We start from the raw sequence: 16606 nt of genomic DNA, 5'->3' as shown, positions 1-16606 counted from the left end.
CTCAGCCCCGCACGTCCCACAGATGATGGACAGGGTCGTGAATGTAGTAGGCGGCGAGTGATTCGACCGAGAAGTTCGACCCGTCGCTTCGTCGACCGGTCCGCTGCCGATTCCCCGGCGGAACGGCAGCGAAATCGTCGGCGAGGGCGCGTGCGGCGTCACCGAGTTCCGATGCGACTGTCGCGGGATTCTGTGCGTTGTAGTTCTCGGCCAGCGCGGTGGCGTCCTGATCCCAGTTCGCGAACTCGGGATCGTCCTCGGTCGACACCAGTGCCAGCCGGGTGCGGAAGATGCGGTGCGCGTCACGTACGTGCGCGGCGTATTCGAGCGCGGACCACGTCGAGTCGTCGGGGCGGACTGCAACGTCGTCGCGCCGCAGGACGGCATGCCATCGCTCGATGTCGGCGCGGATCAGGTCCGGGATGTCGTCGTAATCGACGGCACTCGCGTCGAACCCGCAGTCCGGGCACGCTCGCTCGAGTACCCAGGTCCAGTTCTTGGTGTCGGGATCGATGGGCATGCCGGTCAGAATAGATCAGGGCAACTCACCTGTGTGTCCACAATTCGCGTCGTAGACATCCGATTCGGCGTCCGAACGCGAATTGTGGACAGCGAGTGCTGTCGCTTCGGCCGTCAGGCGTAGCGGGCGGCCAAGTTGTGCAGAGTGCTCTTGATTCCCTGCGCGTTCTTCTGCGGCATCTTGAACAGCTCGAGCACCTTCGGGACCTTGGCGGTGCCGTACTTGAAGCTCTCGGTGACCGTGGTCAGCCCCGGCTGCTTCTCCTCGAACTCCCAACGCCAGCTGTGTCCCATCGGGTGCTGCCACTCGACGACCTTGTGCTTGTCGGCGTCGACGAACTCGGTGACGGTGCTGGTGATCTTGTAGGGCACGCCGTATTGCTTCATGCCGACAGAGAATTTCGCACCGGTGCTGAGTCGAGCGGGACCGCGGACGGTGTCCTTGACCGTCCCTGAGCCGTCGAGCTCGCCGTGCCTGGTGGGATCGGCCACGATGTCGAACAGTTCGGACGCCGGTGCCCGCACTTCGGTCTGGCGGGTGACCTGCTGAGGGCCGGTGTCGATACTTCTGATGTCTGCCATCTCGGTGGCCTACCCTGCCTCGGCACGTTCGACACCTACGGCCGGGCCGAATCGGAGTTGACGGCCGTAGTTCAATGAACGCATGTCCTGGTCAGTGTGGCTCGCCTTTCTCGGTGCGAGCATCGTCATCAGTCTCTCCCCCGGTGCCGGTGCCATCGCGTCGATGTCCACCGGGCTCCGCTACGGCCTGCGTCGCGGATACTGGAACATCTTCGGTCTGCAGATCGGTTTGCTCCTGCAGATCGGCATCGTCGCCGTCGGACTGGGTGCAGTCCTGGCCAGCTCGGCCCTCGCATTCACTGCCATCAAGTGGTTCGGTGTTGCGTACCTGGTCTACCTGGGCATCCGGCAGTGGCGTACAGCCCCGACCGATGTCGCCGACGCCCCGGCTGTGGCCGATCGCGGAACGACGATGCTGGCCCGAGGATTCCTGGTCAACGCCAGCAACCCGAAGGCCGTCGTGTTCATGGTCGCCGTCCTTCCCCAGTTCCTCGATCCAGCGCGACCGCTGCTCACTCAGTACCTCGTGATCGCGGCCACGATGGTCGCGGTCGACATGCTGGTGATGACCGGATACACGTCGCTGGCATCTCGGGTTCTGCGGCTGATGAAATCGCAGCGTCAACAGAAGACGATGAATCGCACGTTCGCCGGGATGTTTTTCGCTGCGGCAACGTTTCTCGCGACCGTTCGGCGCGTGACGCCGTGAGGAAGTACCGCGTGATCATGAAGAATGCCCTCGGCGGCGACCCGATTCCGCTGGGATTGTTCGACACTCTGCTCGAGGCCAACACCTGGATCCAGGATGTCGGCAAGCGGGATGAACACGAACTCGGTACCTACACGGTGGAAGTGGAAGCAGCGGAGTGAGTGGACGGTGCCCGTGTTCGAGCGGCGACACGTTCGACGCATGCTGTGAGCCGTATCTGCGCGGGGATGCGAGCGCGCCGACGGCGGAGAAGCTGATGCGATCTCGGTTCACCGCGTTCGCCGTTGCAGATGTGGACTATCTCCGCGCGTCGTGGCATCCCGACACCGCGCCGGCCGAGCTGGAGTTGGACTCCGATCAGCGGTGGTATCGACTCGACATTCTCGCAACCGACGCCGGTGGATTGTTCGACGACGCGGGAACCGTCGAGTTCCGAGCTCGATACAAGCATCCCGATGGGGCCGGCTCGATGAGTGAGGTGAGCCGCTTCGTCCGAGTGGACGGCCGGTGGCTCTACCTCGACGGGATCGTCTCGGCCTAGAGGTTGCGCAGCTTGGTCGGCCGGTTGCTCGCCGTGCGACGCGCTTCCTGCTTCTCCTTGATCCGCTCGGCGTCCTTGCGCACCTGGATCTGCGTGCGACGCTCGCGAACGAGCCACTGCGGCGGGCTCGCGATGAGCTCGTCGATGGCTTCGGTGGTCAGCGCTTCAGTGACACCGCCGCGAGCCAGGCCTGCGATGGACACGCCGAGCTTCTTCGCGATGACGTCGCGCGGGAAGGGGCCGTTGGTCTGCAGTTCGGTGAGCCACTGCGGCGGATCGCTGCGCAAGGCGTCCAGGTCGGACCTGCTGACCATCGAGTTCTGAAACTCTTCGGGCGCTGCGGGAAGGTAGATGCCGAGCTTGTTCGCCGCGGTCAATGGCTTCATGGTCTGCTGCTTGTTCTCCGGGCTCACCGGAACAGCTTATCCGGCTGTGGGAGCTCTCGACGCCACGGTCGCTCGCGGCCCACGTCGTCCCATAGGCTCGACACCGTGAACATCGATGTGCAGACACTGCGCTGGTACGCGGCGGTGGCGCAGCAACTGCATTTCGCGCGCGCCGCTCAGTCGCTCGGGATCTCGCGGATCCGCCTGAGCAAGACGGTCGTGGAACTCGAAGAACAGCTCGGCGTCGACCTGTTCGTACCGGGGGCATCCCCCACCGAGCTCACCGAGGACGGTCGCGACCTGCTCGACCGGGCGCTGGTGGAGATTGCCGAGCACGATCGACTGTCGGAGCTCGCTCAGGTTGCCGCAGCGGAGCCGACGACGTTCACCATCGGATACGCCGAGGGAGTGACGACGACGAAGTGGACGCGCATCTGGGCGGAGCGGTTCCCCGACGCCGCGCTGTCCGTGGTCGCGACGACGACCCAGACACAGGTGTCTGCGCTGCACGACGGCACGGTCGACGTCAGTTTCGTTCGTCCGCCGATCGATCGCGAGGGCCTCAACGCCATCGGTCTCTATCAGGAAGTGCAAGTCGTGGTGGTACCGAAGGACCACGCGGTCGCAGCATTCGATTCGGTCACCGCAGCCGATCTCGCCGACGAACATCTGCTGGCCGATCCCGCGACGGTGCCCGAATGGGCAGCGGTGGCAACGGAACTCGTGGTCGGCAATCGCCCGGAACTTCCGCCGATGAATTCCGTCGCGGAGACGTTCGAGTACGTGGCCGCCGGGCTTGGAGTGGCGATCGTGCCCCACTCGGTCGCCCGGTTCAACGCCCGTAAGGACCTCGTCTACCGCCCGGTGACCGACGTCGAGCAGTCACAGATTGCACTGGCCTGGGTCGCCGAACGCGAGGACGACCGTATCGAGGAATTCATCGGCATCGTCCGTGGCCGCTCGACCCGCAGCTCGCGCGGACCCTCGGATGAGGCACCGGTCAAGAAGAAGAAAGCGCACCCCTCGAAACCTGCTCGCCCGGTTGCCAAGACGAAGACGAACGCGCGGCGTAGCGGCAAACGGCGCTGAGCCGGCCTCCACGCGGCCCCTGAGCATCAGGGAACGTGTGTTCGAAAGTGTGTCGGTGGGTCGCGGTAGATTCTGTTCATGCTTTCGGGGGACGGCGGATCAGGGGTGGACGGCATCGAGACGGTGCCGCCCGCTCCTGTTGTGTCCGATCCCGAGTTGGCGGTGTTGGTCGATCGTGTGGAGTCCGCGGTCGCGGAGTTGGCCGGGCAGGCGTCGGTGTCGTGGACGAACGCCGACCGGCGTGCGGTGATCCAGCGGATGGAAACGCTCACCCGATCGGTGACCGCGTACTCGTACACCTGGCTCAACGAGCTGATCGCTCAACACGGCCTTGATGTGTATCCGGGGTCGGTGCCGTCGTCGGTGGCATGGATGCTGCGCATCACCCCACGAACAGCAGGCGCACGAGTACGCCTGGCTGCCGAATTGGGGGATCGCACCGCACTCTCGGGTGAAGTCCTGCCGCCGTTGCTGCCGCATACCGCCGACGCATTACGGGCCGGGTTGCTCGACGCCCAGCACGTGCAGATGATCCGCGAATTCTTCAAGCACTTGCCTGCCAGTGTGGATCCGCAGACCCGCGATCTCGCCGAGGAGCAGTTGGTGGGTTACGCGTCGACCAGACGGCCCGACGATTTTGCGCCGTTGGTGGCGAACCTGGACTCGATCCTCAACCCCGACGGCGATCACGACTAGGACGAGGACGAGGACGGTAAACCCAAGCCACGCAAGCGACGCGATGCCTTCTTCTACCTCGGCGAACAAGGTGCAGACGGAATGTCGGAAGGCAAATTCTGCGTCGACCCCGAGTTGCGGGCTTACCTCGAGGCCCTGTTCTCCAAAGCCGCGAAACCGGGCATGTACAACCCGGCCGACCCGACATCGGTCGTCCACGATGAGACCAGCAGCGATGAGACCCGCAGCGGCAGCGACGAGAAGAGCGGGAGCAGGAGTCGCGGGAATGGTAGCGGCACAGCGCCCATGCCCGAGCCCAAGCCCGAGCCCAGTGATGCCGGTTCCAGTAACGCCGGACTGTGGCACAGCAACAACTGTGGCTGCGACGGCGACTGCGGCGACAGTGAGTGCGACTGCGATGACAACTGCTGCGATGAGGGCAACTGTGGCGACGAACGTAACCGTCGCGACTGTGGTTGCGGCACAGAGCCAGGTCGTTCCGACGACACCGACGACACCGACGACACCGACGCAACCGACACCGACCCCGACGATGCACCGGACCCCACTGCCCCCGGTAGCGACGAACCGAATACTGCGGTGCCGGATACCGCGGTGCCGGATACCGCAGCGCGGGATGCCGCCGCCGCACGTGATGTCCGCACCCAGAACGAACGCCGTCACGACGCCCTGAAACTGGCGCTCCGACACACCCTCGCCTCCGGCACACTCGGCACCCACCGAGGCCTGCCCGTCACCGCCATCGTCACCATGACCCTGAAAGACCTCGAAGCCGGCTGCGGATACGCGAAGACCGCCACCGGATCACGAGTGTCGATCCGCGACGCCATCCGCATGGCCTCCCACGCCCACCACTACCTGACCATCTTCGACGACGACGGCAGAGCCCTCTACCTCGGCCGAAGCAAACGCATCGCCTCCGCCGACCAACGCATCGTGCTCATCGCCCGCGACCGTGGCTGCAGCTTCCCCTCCTGCACCCGCCCCGCGACCTGGTGCCAAGCCCACCACGTGACCGACTGGGTCGACGGCGGTTACACCGACATCGACGGATTGACCTTCGGCTGCGACATGCACCACGCACTCGTCGGCACCGGACCGAACACATGGGCCACCACCAAAACCACAGCAGGACATCGCTACCCAGGCCGCACCCTCTGGCACCCACCGGCGGGGATGGACCCCAAACGCCGCGGCCTCATCAATCACGCACACCACCCCGAGGAAGTGCTCTACCCACCCGACCAGCACGACGATCCCGGCGACGAAGAACCACGACAACCCGCCTGACGGCCTACACCAGTGTCAGGGCACAGCCCTGCCTACACCCGCGTCGGAATGCTTCAGCGAACCGAGTGACGCTGTCGATTGTGAATCAGAACAGCTACTCCGAGTCCCACCGACATCAACGGAAGCGGTGCGGCGATGGCAAGGGAAGCGTCGATGGCCGAGAACAGAACGAGGAGCAACGCTGCTGCCAGGAAATACACACCTGCGAAACGTGGAGTCCACAGGACGGAGTCCATTCCCACCTCCGTGCGCGTACGAACTGCCTGTCGTTACCGAAGGTAACTGAAAGGAGCCGGGCGCACTAGAGGCCCAGGCCCCGCAGCCTGTCGATCTCACGACGATCGCGCTTGGTCGGTCTGCCTGCCCCTCGATCACGCCTCGGTACGGAGGCCAGAACTTCTTTCGGTGGCGGCGGTGGACTGCGATCGATCATGCACTCGGGCACGACGGATGCGCCGACGCGCTTGGTGATCGCTCGCACCACCACGACGATCTTCTCCACACCCTCGACCCGAAGCCGGATTTCGTCGTCCGGACCGATGCGATGGCCGGGCTTGGCAGGGGTGCCGTTGACGCGGACGTGACCGCCGCGGCAGGCAGCAGCAGCGGCAGACCGCGTCTTGAACAAGCGGACCGCCCAGATCCAACTGTCGAGACGGACACTCTGAACTTCCATTTTCGAACGAATTTCCTCACATTGCGAGGCTCGACTACATGTCCAGGCCGAGATCGAGCACTGTCACCGAGTGTGTCAGACCGCCCACCGCGAGGAAGTCGACCCCCGTGCGCGCGTAGTCCCGTGCCACATCGACGGTCAGTCCGCCCGAGGATTCCAGCTTCGTCTGCGGTGCGGCCGTATCGCGACGTTGCACGGCCATCTGCGTCTGCCACAGCGCGAAGTTGTCCAGCAGAACCAGTTCGACGTTCTCCGCCAGCACCTGGTCGAGTTGCTCGAGGCTGTCGACCTCGACCTCGCAGGCGATGTCGGGGGCAGCAGCGCGCACCGCATTCAGGGCAGCAACGACCGAACCCGCCGCTGCGACGTGATTGTCCTTGATCAGCGCGGCATCGCCCAGACCCATCCGATGATTGACGCCGCCACCTGCGCGCACTGCGTACTTCTGCAGAGAACGCATCCCCGGCAACGTCTTTCGGCTGTCCCGGATCTTGCATTCGGTGTCGGCGACCTCGGCGACCCAGCCTGCGGTTGCGGTGGCGATCCCCGAGAGATGGCAGACGATGTTGAGCATGGTGCGTTCGGCGGTGAGCAAACCCCGAGTCGGAGCCTCGACCGTCAGAACAGCGTGTCCCGGCTCGACATCGGATCCGTCTTCGAGGCGATGTACGACGGAGTACCCGTCGGTTCCGATCACCTCGTCGAGAACCAGGAGTCCGATATCGATCCCGGCGATCGTGCCGAACTGGCGCGAGACCACCGAGGCCGTGGCAACAGCAGACTCGGGAACCGTTGCCAGCGTGGTGATGTCGGGTCCGTACCGCAGGTCCTCGTCGAGCGCGGTCCGGATCAGACCGAGTACCTCGGCGCGATCGACGCCCGGGTTCACCTCGTTCGGGGTATCGGTCATGTCAGCGTGCTCCCGTCATCACATCGTCGTTCACGATCGCCAACCGTCCGTCGAGATCTCGTTCGATGAACAGGCTTCGGCGTTGCGCCGGTACGCTACCCGGGACATCGCGTCGGGTATGGCACCCTCTGCTCTCACGGCGCTCCGACGCGGCCAGCACGATCACTTCCGCCGCAGCGGTCAACGCGGCGTCCTCGACTGCAGACGCATCCACGGGCGGTTCCGATACCACGCCGTGCGACAGAATACGTTGCGCTGCATCAAGACCCGTTGCATCTCGCACGACGCCGACCTCGGCGGTCATGGTGCGCTGCAGCACCGCGCGGTCGATACGGCGATACGTGGGCAATGCGACATGCGAAATCTTGCTGTTTCGGCCGACCCGTTCGGCTGCCACGTGGGCCGCACGCTCACCGACAACGAGACCCTCGAGCAGACTGTTCGATGCCAACCTGTTGGCACCGTGCAAGCCGGTGCGCGCCACTTCGCCTGCGGCGAGCAAGCCGGGAACCGACGTGCGCCCGGATGTATCCGTTGCCACGCCCCCACACGAATAATGCGCTGCGGGTGCCACCGGAATCAGGTCCGTCGCCGGGTCGATTCCGGCCTCGAGGCACGATGCCGTCACGGTCGGAAACCGCTCGCGCACATGCTCGACGCGACGCGCGTCCAGCAGCACGTGGTCGTCGCCACTGGCATGCAGCAATTCGGCGATGGCGCGGGAGACCACGTCACGTGGCGCGAGGTCACCGAGTGCATGCACGCCCTCCATGAACGCACGACCGGTGCGATCGACCAGGCGGGCTCCCTCGCCCCGCACTGCCTCACTGATCAACGGACGGCGGCCCGTGGACCCGGCGGCGAACAACACGGTCGGATGGAACTGCACGAATTCCAGATCCGCGATCCGGGCACCGGCGTCGAGTGCGAGCGCAATGCCGTCGGCCGTCGCGCCCGACGGGTTGGTACTGCACGAGAAGAGTTGTCCCAGTCCACCGGTGGCGAGCAGCACCGTCGGGCAATGAACGACGCCGATGCCGCGGGGTCCGCGCACGAGGAGACCGACGACCTCGCCGTCGGTGGTCAGTACCCGCAGCGCGGTGGTGTCGAACTGCACCGTGGGCACGGAGGCGTCCAACGTGCGCTGTACCTCGGCCCCGGTGGCGTCTCCGCCGGCGTGAATGATGCGTCGAACGCTGTGGCCGCCCTCGCGGGTCCGCGCAACCGCGCCGTCCGCCGCCAGGTCGAACTGTGCGCCCGCAGCTTCGAGCGAGGTGATCGCCGCGCGGCCGCCGGAGACGATCGAGCGAACCGCGTCCTCGTCGCACAAGCCGGCACCGGCAACGCAGGTGTCGGCCACATGAGATTCGATCGAATCCTCGAGTTCGGGACCGACGACCGCGATCCCGCCCTGGGCGTACTGCGTCGCCGTATCGGCGGAACGTCCCTTGCTCACGGTCAGCACCCGCAGGCCGCGGGCCGTCGCGGTGCGGGCCGCGGTGAGTCCGGCGATTCCGCCGCCGATTACGACGAGATCAGCCGCGGTCTCCCACGCGACCGTTGGGGTCACTCGCCGCCGCCGGGGGTACCGATCTCGATCATCCGCTGCACCGACTTGCTCGCGATGTTCGCGGTCTCGAGGTCGACGTGTACTTCGTCCCGCCCTTCGACGAGGCAGCGCAGCAGGGCCGCAGGGGTGATCATCTTCATATAGCCGCACGATGCGCGGTCGTTGACGGCGAGGAAGTCGACGTCTGGTGCCGCCATCCGCAGCTGGTGCAGCATGCCGATCTCGGTCGCGACCAGGACCTGCTTGGACGCGGTGGTGCGGGCGGCGTCGAGCATGCCGCCGGTGGAGAGAATCTTGACCTTGTCGGCGGGTACGAATCCTTCGCCTGCGAGGTACAGAGCCGATGTGGCGCAACCGCATTCGGGATGAACGTACAGCTCTGCATCGGGGTGGGTGCGAGACTTCTCGGCCAACTCGTCGCCGTTGATTCCGGCGTGCACGTGGCATTCTCCGGCCCAGATGTGCAGGTTCCCGCGCCCGGTGACGCGCTTGACGTGCGCGCCGAGGAACTGATCGGGCAGGAACAGGATGTCGCGGCCCGGATCGATCGACTCGACGACCTCGACGGCGTTCGACGAGGTGCAGCAGATGTCGGTCAGCGCTTTGATCTCGGCGGTGGTGTTGACGTAGGAGACGACGACGGCCTCCGGGAAGTCGGCCTTCCATTCGAGGAGTTGATCCGCGGTGATGGAATCTGCGAGCGAGCAGCCGGCGCGCTGATCCGGGATCAACACCGTCTTCTGCGGGCTCAGGATCTTCGCCGTCTCTGCCATGAAGTGGACTCCGCAGAACACGATGGTGTCCTCGGACACCTCGGCGGCGATGCGAGAGAGCGCGAGAGAGTCACCGACATGATCGGCGACGTCCTGGATCGCAGGTAGTTGGTAATTGTGTGCGAGCAGCGTCGCACCGCGCAGATCGGCGAGCCGTCGAACCTCGGCGGCCCATTCCGGTGTCGGCTCGACTCCCCCGTAGCCACCGGCTCCGTCGACGATGTCGCGAACTCCGGCGAATGCCGAGTCCAGGATGTTCACCCGGGTAGCGCTGCTGGTCATGACGGTTCTCCTTCACCGATCATCCGGTCGTCCGTGACCGAATTTCCTCCGAGGGAGTTTTCGACCTATGATCGAAAACATGATTCATCGTAGCACCGTCCACGAAGTGCTCATTGCGGTGTTCCAAGTTCGAGCCTTTTCCGACCCCGACTCACCGGAACTGGCGGTGCTGCTGTGGCAGCGTGCACTCGATCCCGAGGCCGGAACGTGGTCGCTTCCCGGCGGCACTCTGCGCGACGACGAGAACCTCGCGACATCCGCACGTCGCCAACTCGCCGAGAAGGTCGACGTGCGCTCGGTGGCGCATCTCGAACAGCTGTCGATCTTCAGCGAACCCGACCGGGTTCCCGGGGACCGGCGCATCGCGTCGACCTTCCTCGGCCTGGTGCCGATCTCGACAGAGCCGACATTGCCCGGGGACACCACGTGGCACCCTGTCTCGGCCCTGCCCCCCATGTCGTTCGATCACGGAACAGTCGTCGCTCACGCGAGACATCGACTGGTCGCGAAACTCTCGTACACCAACATCGGCTTCGCACTCGCACCGGTCGAGTTCTCGATCTCGTCGCTGCGCGAAATCTATGGTGCCGCACTGGGTTATCAGGTGGATGCCACCAACCTGCAGCGCGTGCTGAGCCGACGCGGCGTCATCGAACCCACCGGACGACGAGCGCCGTCGGGCAAGGCCGGTGGCAGGCCGCCGGCTCTGTTCCGCTTCGCCGACAACAGCATTCGAGTCACCGACGAGTTCGCCGCATTACGCCCGCCACAGGCGTGAACGACTGCTGTCAGTCGGCTCGATTCGAGTCGAACGACGGTGGCGGTGGCGGTGGGAAGAACTCGACCTCCGGATCGTCCGGGTCGGGATCGGCGTGTTGCAGATTGTCGTTGGGGTTCATCGCCGCCAGCAACAAGATCACCAGCGATGCCGTCAGCGCCTGAACGATCAACACCAGCGGAGTCTCGATACTGGGCGCAACGGTGACGATGGACCCGACTGCAGGGTCGGTGGCCTTCGGAAATCGAAGTGCGGCAATCCCGTTCCCCACCAGGATCGCAGCGACCGAGCCGACGAGAGCGCCGAGGAAGACGGCACCGAACAGCCGCGGTCCTCGCTCCGACCGCCACAGCCACCACCCGGTCGGGAGGAGGATTCCCAGGGCCAAAGACACGAACGAGAACAACGCGAGGCCGTCGAAGCGGTGCAGACTTTCCCCGGTCAGGGCCGCCCCGCGGTCCTGCGCCACCACGAGCAGCTGCTGCGCCGGTGCCAGGAACCCCCACAGCATCCCGCCCAGAGCCGACGCTGCCACCGACATTCCGACAACCGTCGACAAGACACGGGCGGTGCTGCTCCGCGGTGGGACGTCCACAACTTCCGACATGACGCCCTAGCGCCTACCCGTCGCGGCCGAATCGACGAGGCCGTGACGAGAGCACACCGACGTCCACCCGTCGGGAACGATCTGCACCACCATGCGGCGACCGCACTCGGCGCAGAACCGCGGCGGCTCCAACCCGAGGCGGACGGCTACCGACAACGAATCCGTACCCACCTCGGCTCGGGCGTCGACAGGCCGACCGGTGTACGGGTCGTAGTGGATCTCGCTCGTCATTCAACCCACCCTAATACGCCCATCAGATAGTCGAGCCGAGCGCTTTGATCGGCATCCGAAGCTCCCCGAGAAGCTCGAGATCCTGCTCTGCCGGACGACCGAGCGTCGTCAGGTAGTTGCCGACGATGACCGCGTTGATACCGCCGAGGATTCCCTTCTCGGCACCCAGATCACCGAGAGTGATCTCGCGGCCGCCGGCGAACCTCAGAATCGTGCGTGGCAGAGCGAGACGAAACGCGGCGACGGCTCGCAGAGCATCGGATGCGGGCAGCACATCGAGGTCTCCGAACGGGGTTCCCGGTCTGGGATTGAGAAAGTTGAGAGGCACCTCGTCGGGCTCGAGTGCGGTGAGGTCGGCTGCGAACTCGGCCCGTTGTTCGAGTGTCTCCCCCATGCCGAGAATTCCGCCGCAGCACACCTCCATTCCTGCCTCGCGCACCATCCGCAGCGTGTTCCACCGTTCCTCCCACGTATGGGTGGTCACCACGTTCGGAAAATACGAGCGGGAGGTCTCGAGGTTGTGGTTGTAGCGATGCACGCCCATCGCCGCGAGCTGATCGACCTGATCCTGATCGAGCATGCCCAGCGAGCAGGCGATATCGATCTCCACCTCGTTCCGGATGGCGTCGATTCCGGCGGCAACCTGCGCGAGCAGCCGGGCGTCGGGTCCGCGCACCGCCGCCACGATGCAGAATTCCGTCGCTCCGGTCTTCGCGGTCTGCTTCGCTGCCTCGACCAGCGACGGGATATCGAGCCACGCAGCACGAACCGGGGAAGCGAAAAGCCCTGACTGCGAACAGAAGTGGCAGTCCTCGGGGCATCCGCCGGTCTTGAGGCTGACGATTCCCTCGACCTCGACCTCGGGCCCGCACCACTTCATCCGCACCTCGTGGGCCAACAACATCGTCTCTTCGAGACGGTCGTCGCCGAGTTCGAGAACCTCGAGAACCTGAGATCGATCGAGCGCGATGCCGTCGTCGAGCACCTGTGTACGCGCCGTGCGCAAAATGTCCATTCCGGTCCCCTCGTAGTCGAACGGCATCGTCATTGAACACCGTTCAAGTTGAACGGTGTTCACGTTAGGCACCACGCTCGGCTACTGTCAAAGCGACGAGGCGTCGAACGAAGGAGGGATGCAGTGCAACTGAACAGGCAGGACGTCCTGGACGGCGCGATCGCCATTCTCGACGAGTACGGCCTGGCAGACCTGACGATGCGGCGTCTGGCAACATCCCTGCACGTACAGCCGGGCGCGTTGTACTGGCACTTTCCCAACAAGCAGACACTGCTCGGTGCCATCGCCGACCACATACTCTCCGGGGCCGATGCACCGCCCACCGAGGACTCGTGGGACACCCAGATCGGGCAGATCGCCCACCGACTGCGCGACGCCCTCCTGTCCCGACGCGACGGTGCCGAACTGGTCGCCGCAACCTACGCATCGAGGCTGACCACCAACCACATTCGCGAACGAATCGCTGCCGTGTGCATTCGAGCGGGACTGCCGCGTCGCGATGCGGAACTCACCGCCGACACGTTGCTGTATTACATCCTCGGCCAGACTGTGGACGAGCAGGCGCGGCTCCACATGGACTCCGTGGGAGCCCTCACCCCCGACGCGTCTCCGCTGTTCGAGAGCCCCGACCCGACGAGCAGATTCGAATTCGGGCTGCAACTCTTTCTCGACGGAGTACGCCACACCGCCGCGGACCGCATCCGCCACTAGTCGATCAGAATTCCTCGAAGACGATGCGCTCGCTCCCGTTGTCCAGGGTCATGGTGCCGTCGTCCCGAGACCACTCTGGTGTGGAGGTCAGGAACGCCGACAGCCACCGGTCCTGCTCCATCAGCGCCTCCGGGCAGGCCATCCGCGTCGACCCGAGAGAATCGATGGTGATCCGGCCCTGCGAGGTGTCCACGGTGCCGAACAATCTGTTGCACCCGGCCTCGGCCGAGATTCGGTCGTCGACGAATTCGAGCCTGACGGTCGTTCCGGCGACCGGCGTGTAGGAGTCGGGTGCGTCGATGGACGAGTAGGTCTTGTCGGCCGGGAACTCGCCGTACGAGTCGGCACACGCCGACGCCACCGCGCTTGCACCGAATGCGAGAGCGATCAGAGCGCGCCGCGCGTCAGCCACCGAAGATCGGCCCCAGACCGGCCGCACCGGCATTTCCGCGGGACGCGAACGGGTTGTCGTGCACCATGTACGTCCAGGTCGATGTCGGTCGACGCAAGCCGGCTTCGTCCAGATCGATTCCGTCCGAGGTGATCTCGGCCGACTCGAACGTAGCGTGCGAGAGATCCATCGCCTTGGAGGCGACCGTCTTGAATGCCTCGACCGCGATCCGGTGATACTCGTCCAGCGGATTCTCGCGACCCAGCGCGCGCAGGTGAATGCTCTCGCGCACATCGGCGAGGTGCGCGAGGTAGTCCGACCACGACCGATCGAGGTGGTAGAGGACGATCTGACGGGCGACCTCGACCAGAGTCTCCTCGGATACGGTCTCGCGCAACTCCTTCGAGCGCGTCGGTGCGTGCTGCTCGAGCAACGTCAATGCCTCGTCGGAGTCGAGCAGGGTGGCCCTGCGGCGATCCAGGATCTCACGATGCTGAGCCGTCAGCTGGTTGTAACGCCACGTGCGCGAGTGTATTTCGAGCATCTGCCCCTCGGCGATGCGTTGCGCATGGTCGACGCGGTCGGCCGCAGCAGACGAGGTGAACATTCCGCTCTCGTCGATGCCCTTCGGGGCATCCTTGTCGCCGATGTTGTTCTTGACGACGTCGTCCTCCCAGCTGCCGAAGAACAGCGAGCGCCCGGGATCTCCCTGCCGACCCGCTCGTCCTCGAAGCTGGTTGTCGAGTCGCTCGGTGGTGTGGCGACCGGTGCCGAGAACGTACAGTCCACCGAGCTCGGCGATTCGTTCGCGATCGGCACCGTCGGGACCGCCGAGCTTGATGTCGGTTCCGCGACCGGCGATCTGCGTCGATACCGTCACCGCGCCGTGTACACCCGCCGCGGCGATGACCGCCGCTTCCTCGGCGTCGTTCTTGGCGTTGAGCACCACCACCTCCACGCCCGACGCGACGAGCGTCTCGGCGAGCGCCTCGGACTCGGCGACATCGTGGGTCCCGACGAGAACAGGCTGACCGGTCTCGTGAATCTCTTTCACCTGCAGGGCAATTGCTGCATTCTTGTGCTCGGTCGTGTCGTACACGCGGTCCGGCTCATCGACGCGCACCGTCGGCACATTGGGCGCGATGACCGAGACCCCGAGACCGTAGAACGTGCGAAGCTGCTCCCCCGCCGCCATGGCCGTACCGGTCATACCGCACACCGTGGCGTACCGATTGATCAACGCCTGCACGGTGATCGTGTCGAGAATTTCCCCCGTCTCGGTGGGGGCGAGGCCTTCCTTGATCTCGACCGCGGCCTGCAACCCGTCCGGCCAGCGCTGTAGTTCGGCCACGCGGCCACGCGAGGCGTTGATCAACTGCACCCGTCCGTCACGGACGATGTAGTCGACGTCGCGCTGCACCAGCACCTGGGCGTGCAGTGCCACGTTGACCGCCACCAACGTCGTCCCGACGTGATGCTCGGAGTACAGGTCGATGCCGCCGAGCTCTTTCTCGATCCGCAGCGCTCCCTCGTCGGTGAGGAACACGTTGCGCCCTTCGGCATCGGTGTCGAAATGAGCACCCCTGTCCAACAACCGGACTGCGTCCATGACCGTCGATGTCGAGACGTCGCCGGAAACCGAACCGGCCAACACCAGTGGAACGAGCGCCTCGTCGACCAGCACGGAATCGGCCTCGTCGATCAGGGCGACGTCCGGCACGGGAGCGACCAGATCGTCTCGGTCGTTCACCAGATGATCACGCAGAACGTCGAAACCGATCTCGTTGACCGAGGCATAGGTGATGTCACAGCCATAGGCGGCGCGACGCTCCTGTGCTGTCGACGACTCGCCGATGGAACCGACGGAGATCCCGAGGGACTCGAACAGCGGCCGCATCCATGTCGCGTCACGTTGGGCGAGAAAGTCGTTGACCGAGATGACATGCACCGCACGCCCGGACAACACGTATCCGACGGCAGCGATGGCACCGGCCAACGTCTTGCCCTCGCCGGTCGCCATTTCCACCACGTCGCCCGCGAGCAAGCGCACGGCACCGTGCAGCTGCACATCGAAGGGCCGGAGCTTCAGGGCACGCTCGCTCGCCTTACGCGTCAACGCCAGATACCGCGGAACGTCGAGGCGCGCAGCATTCTCGACGCGCAGCGCGGTCGCCTCGTTCACCAATTCGCTTTCGGTCAGAGCAGCTGCCCACTCCGCATGCTCCTGGGCTCGGTCGACGCGCTGACGCGAGGTGCTCTGCGCCTTCTGCGCAGAGCGGCCGAGTACACGCCAGAATCGGTCGGAGCCCAAAGCCATCTGTTATCCCTACCTGAGAAAGAAGAACCGTTCCGTCCCACAGTACCGAGTGCGGCTCCGCCCAGGCCTAGGCGTCGAGGGGCGTCGTCACCGCGATCCGACGAGTGCCGTCCTCGGCTGTCACCACCTGATAGGCATTGCGCTCGGTTCCCACCGGCGAACCGTCGGAGTCGAGGTTCTCCAGAAGTAGATGCCCGACCCAGACACCCGGCACCTCTACCTCGGTGACGATGTCGCGGGCCCGAACACCGTGGATTCCGCGCGACCGATAGTAGGTCTGCCCCTGCCGAAAGAACTCTCGGGTCTGCTGCGGCTCGGCAATCGCCGCACAACCCCGGGCCGTGACCGCCAGCGCCGGATAGTTGTAGATCTCGGCAAGGCCGTCCAGATCACCCGCGGTCAAATACCCCGTGTAGCGAGCAAAGAAGCTGTCGATCGATTCGGTGTCTGGTGTCATATCGACAACGGTAGGACCCAATCCCGTCAGGGCTGCGGGAATCGAGACGAATTCGGATGGTGCCGAGGACAACGCG

General features: G+C 65.1%; 22 protein-coding genes. 8 read left to right on the top strand and 14 right to left on the bottom strand.

Features of this window, described 5'->3' with window-relative positions; genetic code table 11:
- Position 1 precedes the first annotated feature (1 nt).
- Together AABD04_RS10845 and AABD04_RS10840 are read right to left on the bottom strand one after the other, a co-directional pair.
- Positions 2-520, bottom strand: coding sequence for a DinB family protein (locus AABD04_RS10845; RefSeq protein WP_341441175.1), 519 nt, complete (start codon positions 518-520; stop codon positions 2-4).
- A 113-nt stretch (positions 521-633) separates the two neighbouring features.
- Positions 634-1101, bottom strand: a complete 468-nt coding sequence (locus AABD04_RS10840; protein WP_243594950.1) for an SRPBCC family protein — start codon at positions 1099-1101, stop codon at positions 634-636.
- A gap of 82 nt (positions 1102-1183) precedes the next feature.
- Between AABD04_RS10840 and rhtB the strand changes: the two genes are divergently transcribed.
- From rhtB to AABD04_RS10825, 3 genes are read left to right on the top strand one after another with little or no spacing between them, the layout of a single operon-like run.
- Positions 1184-1810, top strand: coding sequence for a homoserine/homoserine lactone efflux protein (gene rhtB, locus AABD04_RS10835; protein WP_341441174.1), 627 nt, complete (start codon positions 1184-1186; stop codon positions 1808-1810).
- An 11-nt stretch (positions 1811-1821) separates the two neighbouring features.
- Positions 1822-1971 carry a hypothetical protein gene (locus tag AABD04_RS10830; protein ID WP_155289322.1) on the top strand — a complete coding sequence of 50 codons (150 nt, stop codon included), beginning with the start codon at positions 1822-1824 and terminating at the stop codon, positions 1969-1971.
- Positions 1968-2351 (top strand): YchJ family protein, encoded by a 384-nt coding sequence (locus AABD04_RS10825; protein ID WP_243594952.1) that lies wholly within the window; start codon positions 1968-1970, stop codon positions 2349-2351. Before AABD04_RS10830 ends, AABD04_RS10825 begins: the two co-directional genes overlap by 4 nt.
- On the opposite strand, the gene AABD04_RS10820 is transcribed toward AABD04_RS10825, so the two are convergent.
- Positions 2348-2764 (bottom strand): DUF5997 family protein, encoded by a 417-nt coding sequence (locus AABD04_RS10820; protein ID WP_423228137.1) that lies wholly within the window; start codon positions 2762-2764, stop codon positions 2348-2350. The two genes, AABD04_RS10825 and AABD04_RS10820, sit on opposite strands and share 4 nt — an antisense overlap.
- 78 nt (positions 2765-2842) lie before the next feature.
- Between AABD04_RS10820 and AABD04_RS10815 the strand changes: the two genes are divergently transcribed.
- The 3 genes from AABD04_RS10815 to AABD04_RS10805 all read left to right on the top strand — a co-directional run bounded on the left by AABD04_RS10815 (position 2843) and on the right by AABD04_RS10805 (position 5812).
- Positions 2843-3826: a LysR family transcriptional regulator gene (locus tag AABD04_RS10815; protein ID WP_341441173.1), complete on the top strand. Its 984-nt coding sequence runs from the start codon at positions 2843-2845 to the stop codon at positions 3824-3826.
- Positions 3827-3904: 78 nt separating this feature from the next.
- Positions 3905-4522 (top strand): DUF222 domain-containing protein, encoded by a 618-nt coding sequence (locus tag AABD04_RS10810; protein ID WP_341441172.1) that lies wholly within the window; start codon positions 3905-3907, stop codon positions 4520-4522.
- Between the two features lie 81 nt (positions 4523-4603).
- Entirely contained in the window at positions 4604-5812 is a 1209-nt protein-coding gene (locus tag AABD04_RS10805) for an HNH endonuclease signature motif containing protein (RefSeq protein ID WP_423228136.1), read from the top strand.
- A gap of 53 nt (positions 5813-5865) precedes the next feature.
- Here the strand turns inward: AABD04_RS10805 and AABD04_RS10800 are convergent, their stop codons facing one another.
- From AABD04_RS10800 to nadA, 5 genes are all read right to left on the bottom strand, one after another.
- Positions 5866-6048, bottom strand: a complete 183-nt coding sequence (locus AABD04_RS10800) for a hypothetical protein (protein ID WP_341441171.1) — start codon at positions 6046-6048, stop codon at positions 5866-5868.
- A gap of 65 nt (positions 6049-6113) precedes the next feature.
- Positions 6114-6488, bottom strand: coding sequence for an RNA-binding S4 domain-containing protein (locus AABD04_RS10795; protein WP_243594956.1), 375 nt, complete (start codon positions 6486-6488; stop codon positions 6114-6116).
- 34 nt (positions 6489-6522) lie between these two features.
- Positions 6523-7398, bottom strand: coding sequence for a carboxylating nicotinate-nucleotide diphosphorylase (gene nadC / locus AABD04_RS10790; RefSeq protein WP_341441170.1), 876 nt, complete (start codon positions 7396-7398; stop codon positions 6523-6525).
- A gap of 1 nt (position 7399) precedes the next feature.
- Positions 7400-8968: an L-aspartate oxidase gene (locus AABD04_RS10785; RefSeq protein WP_341441169.1), complete on the bottom strand. Its 1569-nt coding sequence runs from the start codon at positions 8966-8968 to the stop codon at positions 7400-7402.
- Complete coding sequence (gene nadA, locus AABD04_RS10780) at positions 8965-10023, bottom strand: quinolinate synthase NadA (RefSeq protein WP_341441168.1); 1059 nt, start codon at positions 10021-10023, stop codon at positions 8965-8967. The genes AABD04_RS10785 and nadA overlap by 4 nt, the downstream gene beginning before the upstream one ends.
- Positions 10024-10102: 79 nt before the next feature.
- Between nadA and AABD04_RS10775 the strand changes: the two genes are divergently transcribed.
- The gene (locus AABD04_RS10775; RefSeq protein WP_279393350.1) at positions 10103-10801 is read left to right on the top strand and encodes an NUDIX hydrolase; all 699 of its coding nucleotides are present in this window, start codon (positions 10103-10105) and stop codon (positions 10799-10801) included.
- Between the two features lie 10 nt (positions 10802-10811).
- Here the strand turns inward: AABD04_RS10775 and AABD04_RS10770 are convergent, their stop codons facing one another.
- Genes AABD04_RS10770 through bioB form a run of 3 tightly spaced genes read right to left on the bottom strand, consistent with a single transcriptional unit; the run spans position 10812 to position 12681 of the window.
- Positions 10812-11408 (bottom strand): DUF2567 domain-containing protein, encoded by a 597-nt coding sequence (locus AABD04_RS10770; RefSeq protein WP_341441167.1) that lies wholly within the window; start codon positions 11406-11408, stop codon positions 10812-10814.
- A 6-nt stretch (positions 11409-11414) separates the two neighbouring features.
- Positions 11415-11639: a biotin synthase auxiliary protein BsaP gene (gene bsaP / locus AABD04_RS10765; protein WP_335741575.1), complete on the bottom strand. Its 225-nt coding sequence runs from the start codon at positions 11637-11639 to the stop codon at positions 11415-11417.
- Positions 11640-11661: 22 nt separating this feature from the next.
- Positions 11662-12681, bottom strand: coding sequence for a biotin synthase BioB (bioB, locus tag AABD04_RS10760; RefSeq protein ID WP_341443012.1), 1020 nt, complete (start codon positions 12679-12681; stop codon positions 11662-11664).
- Positions 12682-12777: 96 nt separating this feature from the next.
- Here bioB and AABD04_RS10755 point away from each other — a divergent pair, with 96 nt between their 5' ends.
- On the top strand, positions 12778-13365 hold the full coding sequence (locus AABD04_RS10755; RefSeq protein ID WP_341441166.1) for a TetR/AcrR family transcriptional regulator C-terminal domain-containing protein: 588 nt from the start codon (positions 12778-12780) through the stop codon (positions 13363-13365).
- A 4-nt stretch (positions 13366-13369) separates the two neighbouring features.
- On the opposite strand, the gene AABD04_RS10750 is transcribed toward AABD04_RS10755, so the two are convergent.
- The 3 genes from AABD04_RS10750 to AABD04_RS10740 all read right to left on the bottom strand — a co-directional run bounded on the left by AABD04_RS10750 (position 13370) and on the right by AABD04_RS10740 (position 16530).
- Positions 13370-13777, bottom strand: coding sequence for an META domain-containing protein (locus AABD04_RS10750; protein ID WP_341441165.1), 408 nt, complete (start codon positions 13775-13777; stop codon positions 13370-13372).
- Positions 13770-16073: an accessory Sec system translocase SecA2 gene (gene secA2, locus AABD04_RS10745; RefSeq protein WP_341441164.1), complete on the bottom strand. Its 2304-nt coding sequence runs from the start codon at positions 16071-16073 to the stop codon at positions 13770-13772. Before secA2 ends, AABD04_RS10750 begins: the two co-directional genes overlap by 8 nt.
- 67 nt (positions 16074-16140) lie before the next feature.
- Complete coding sequence (locus tag AABD04_RS10740; protein WP_335741571.1) at positions 16141-16530, bottom strand: hypothetical protein; 390 nt, start codon at positions 16528-16530, stop codon at positions 16141-16143.
- Positions 16531-16606: the final 76 nt, after the last annotated feature.

The sequence above is a fragment of the Rhodococcoides navarretei genome (genome assembly GCF_038069675.1).
Classification (GTDB): Bacteria; Actinomycetota; Actinomycetes; order Mycobacteriales; family Mycobacteriaceae; genus Rhodococcoides; species Rhodococcoides navarretei.
Note: the sequence above shows the minus strand (reverse complement) of the source record. Positions and strands in the feature narration are given on the sequence as shown.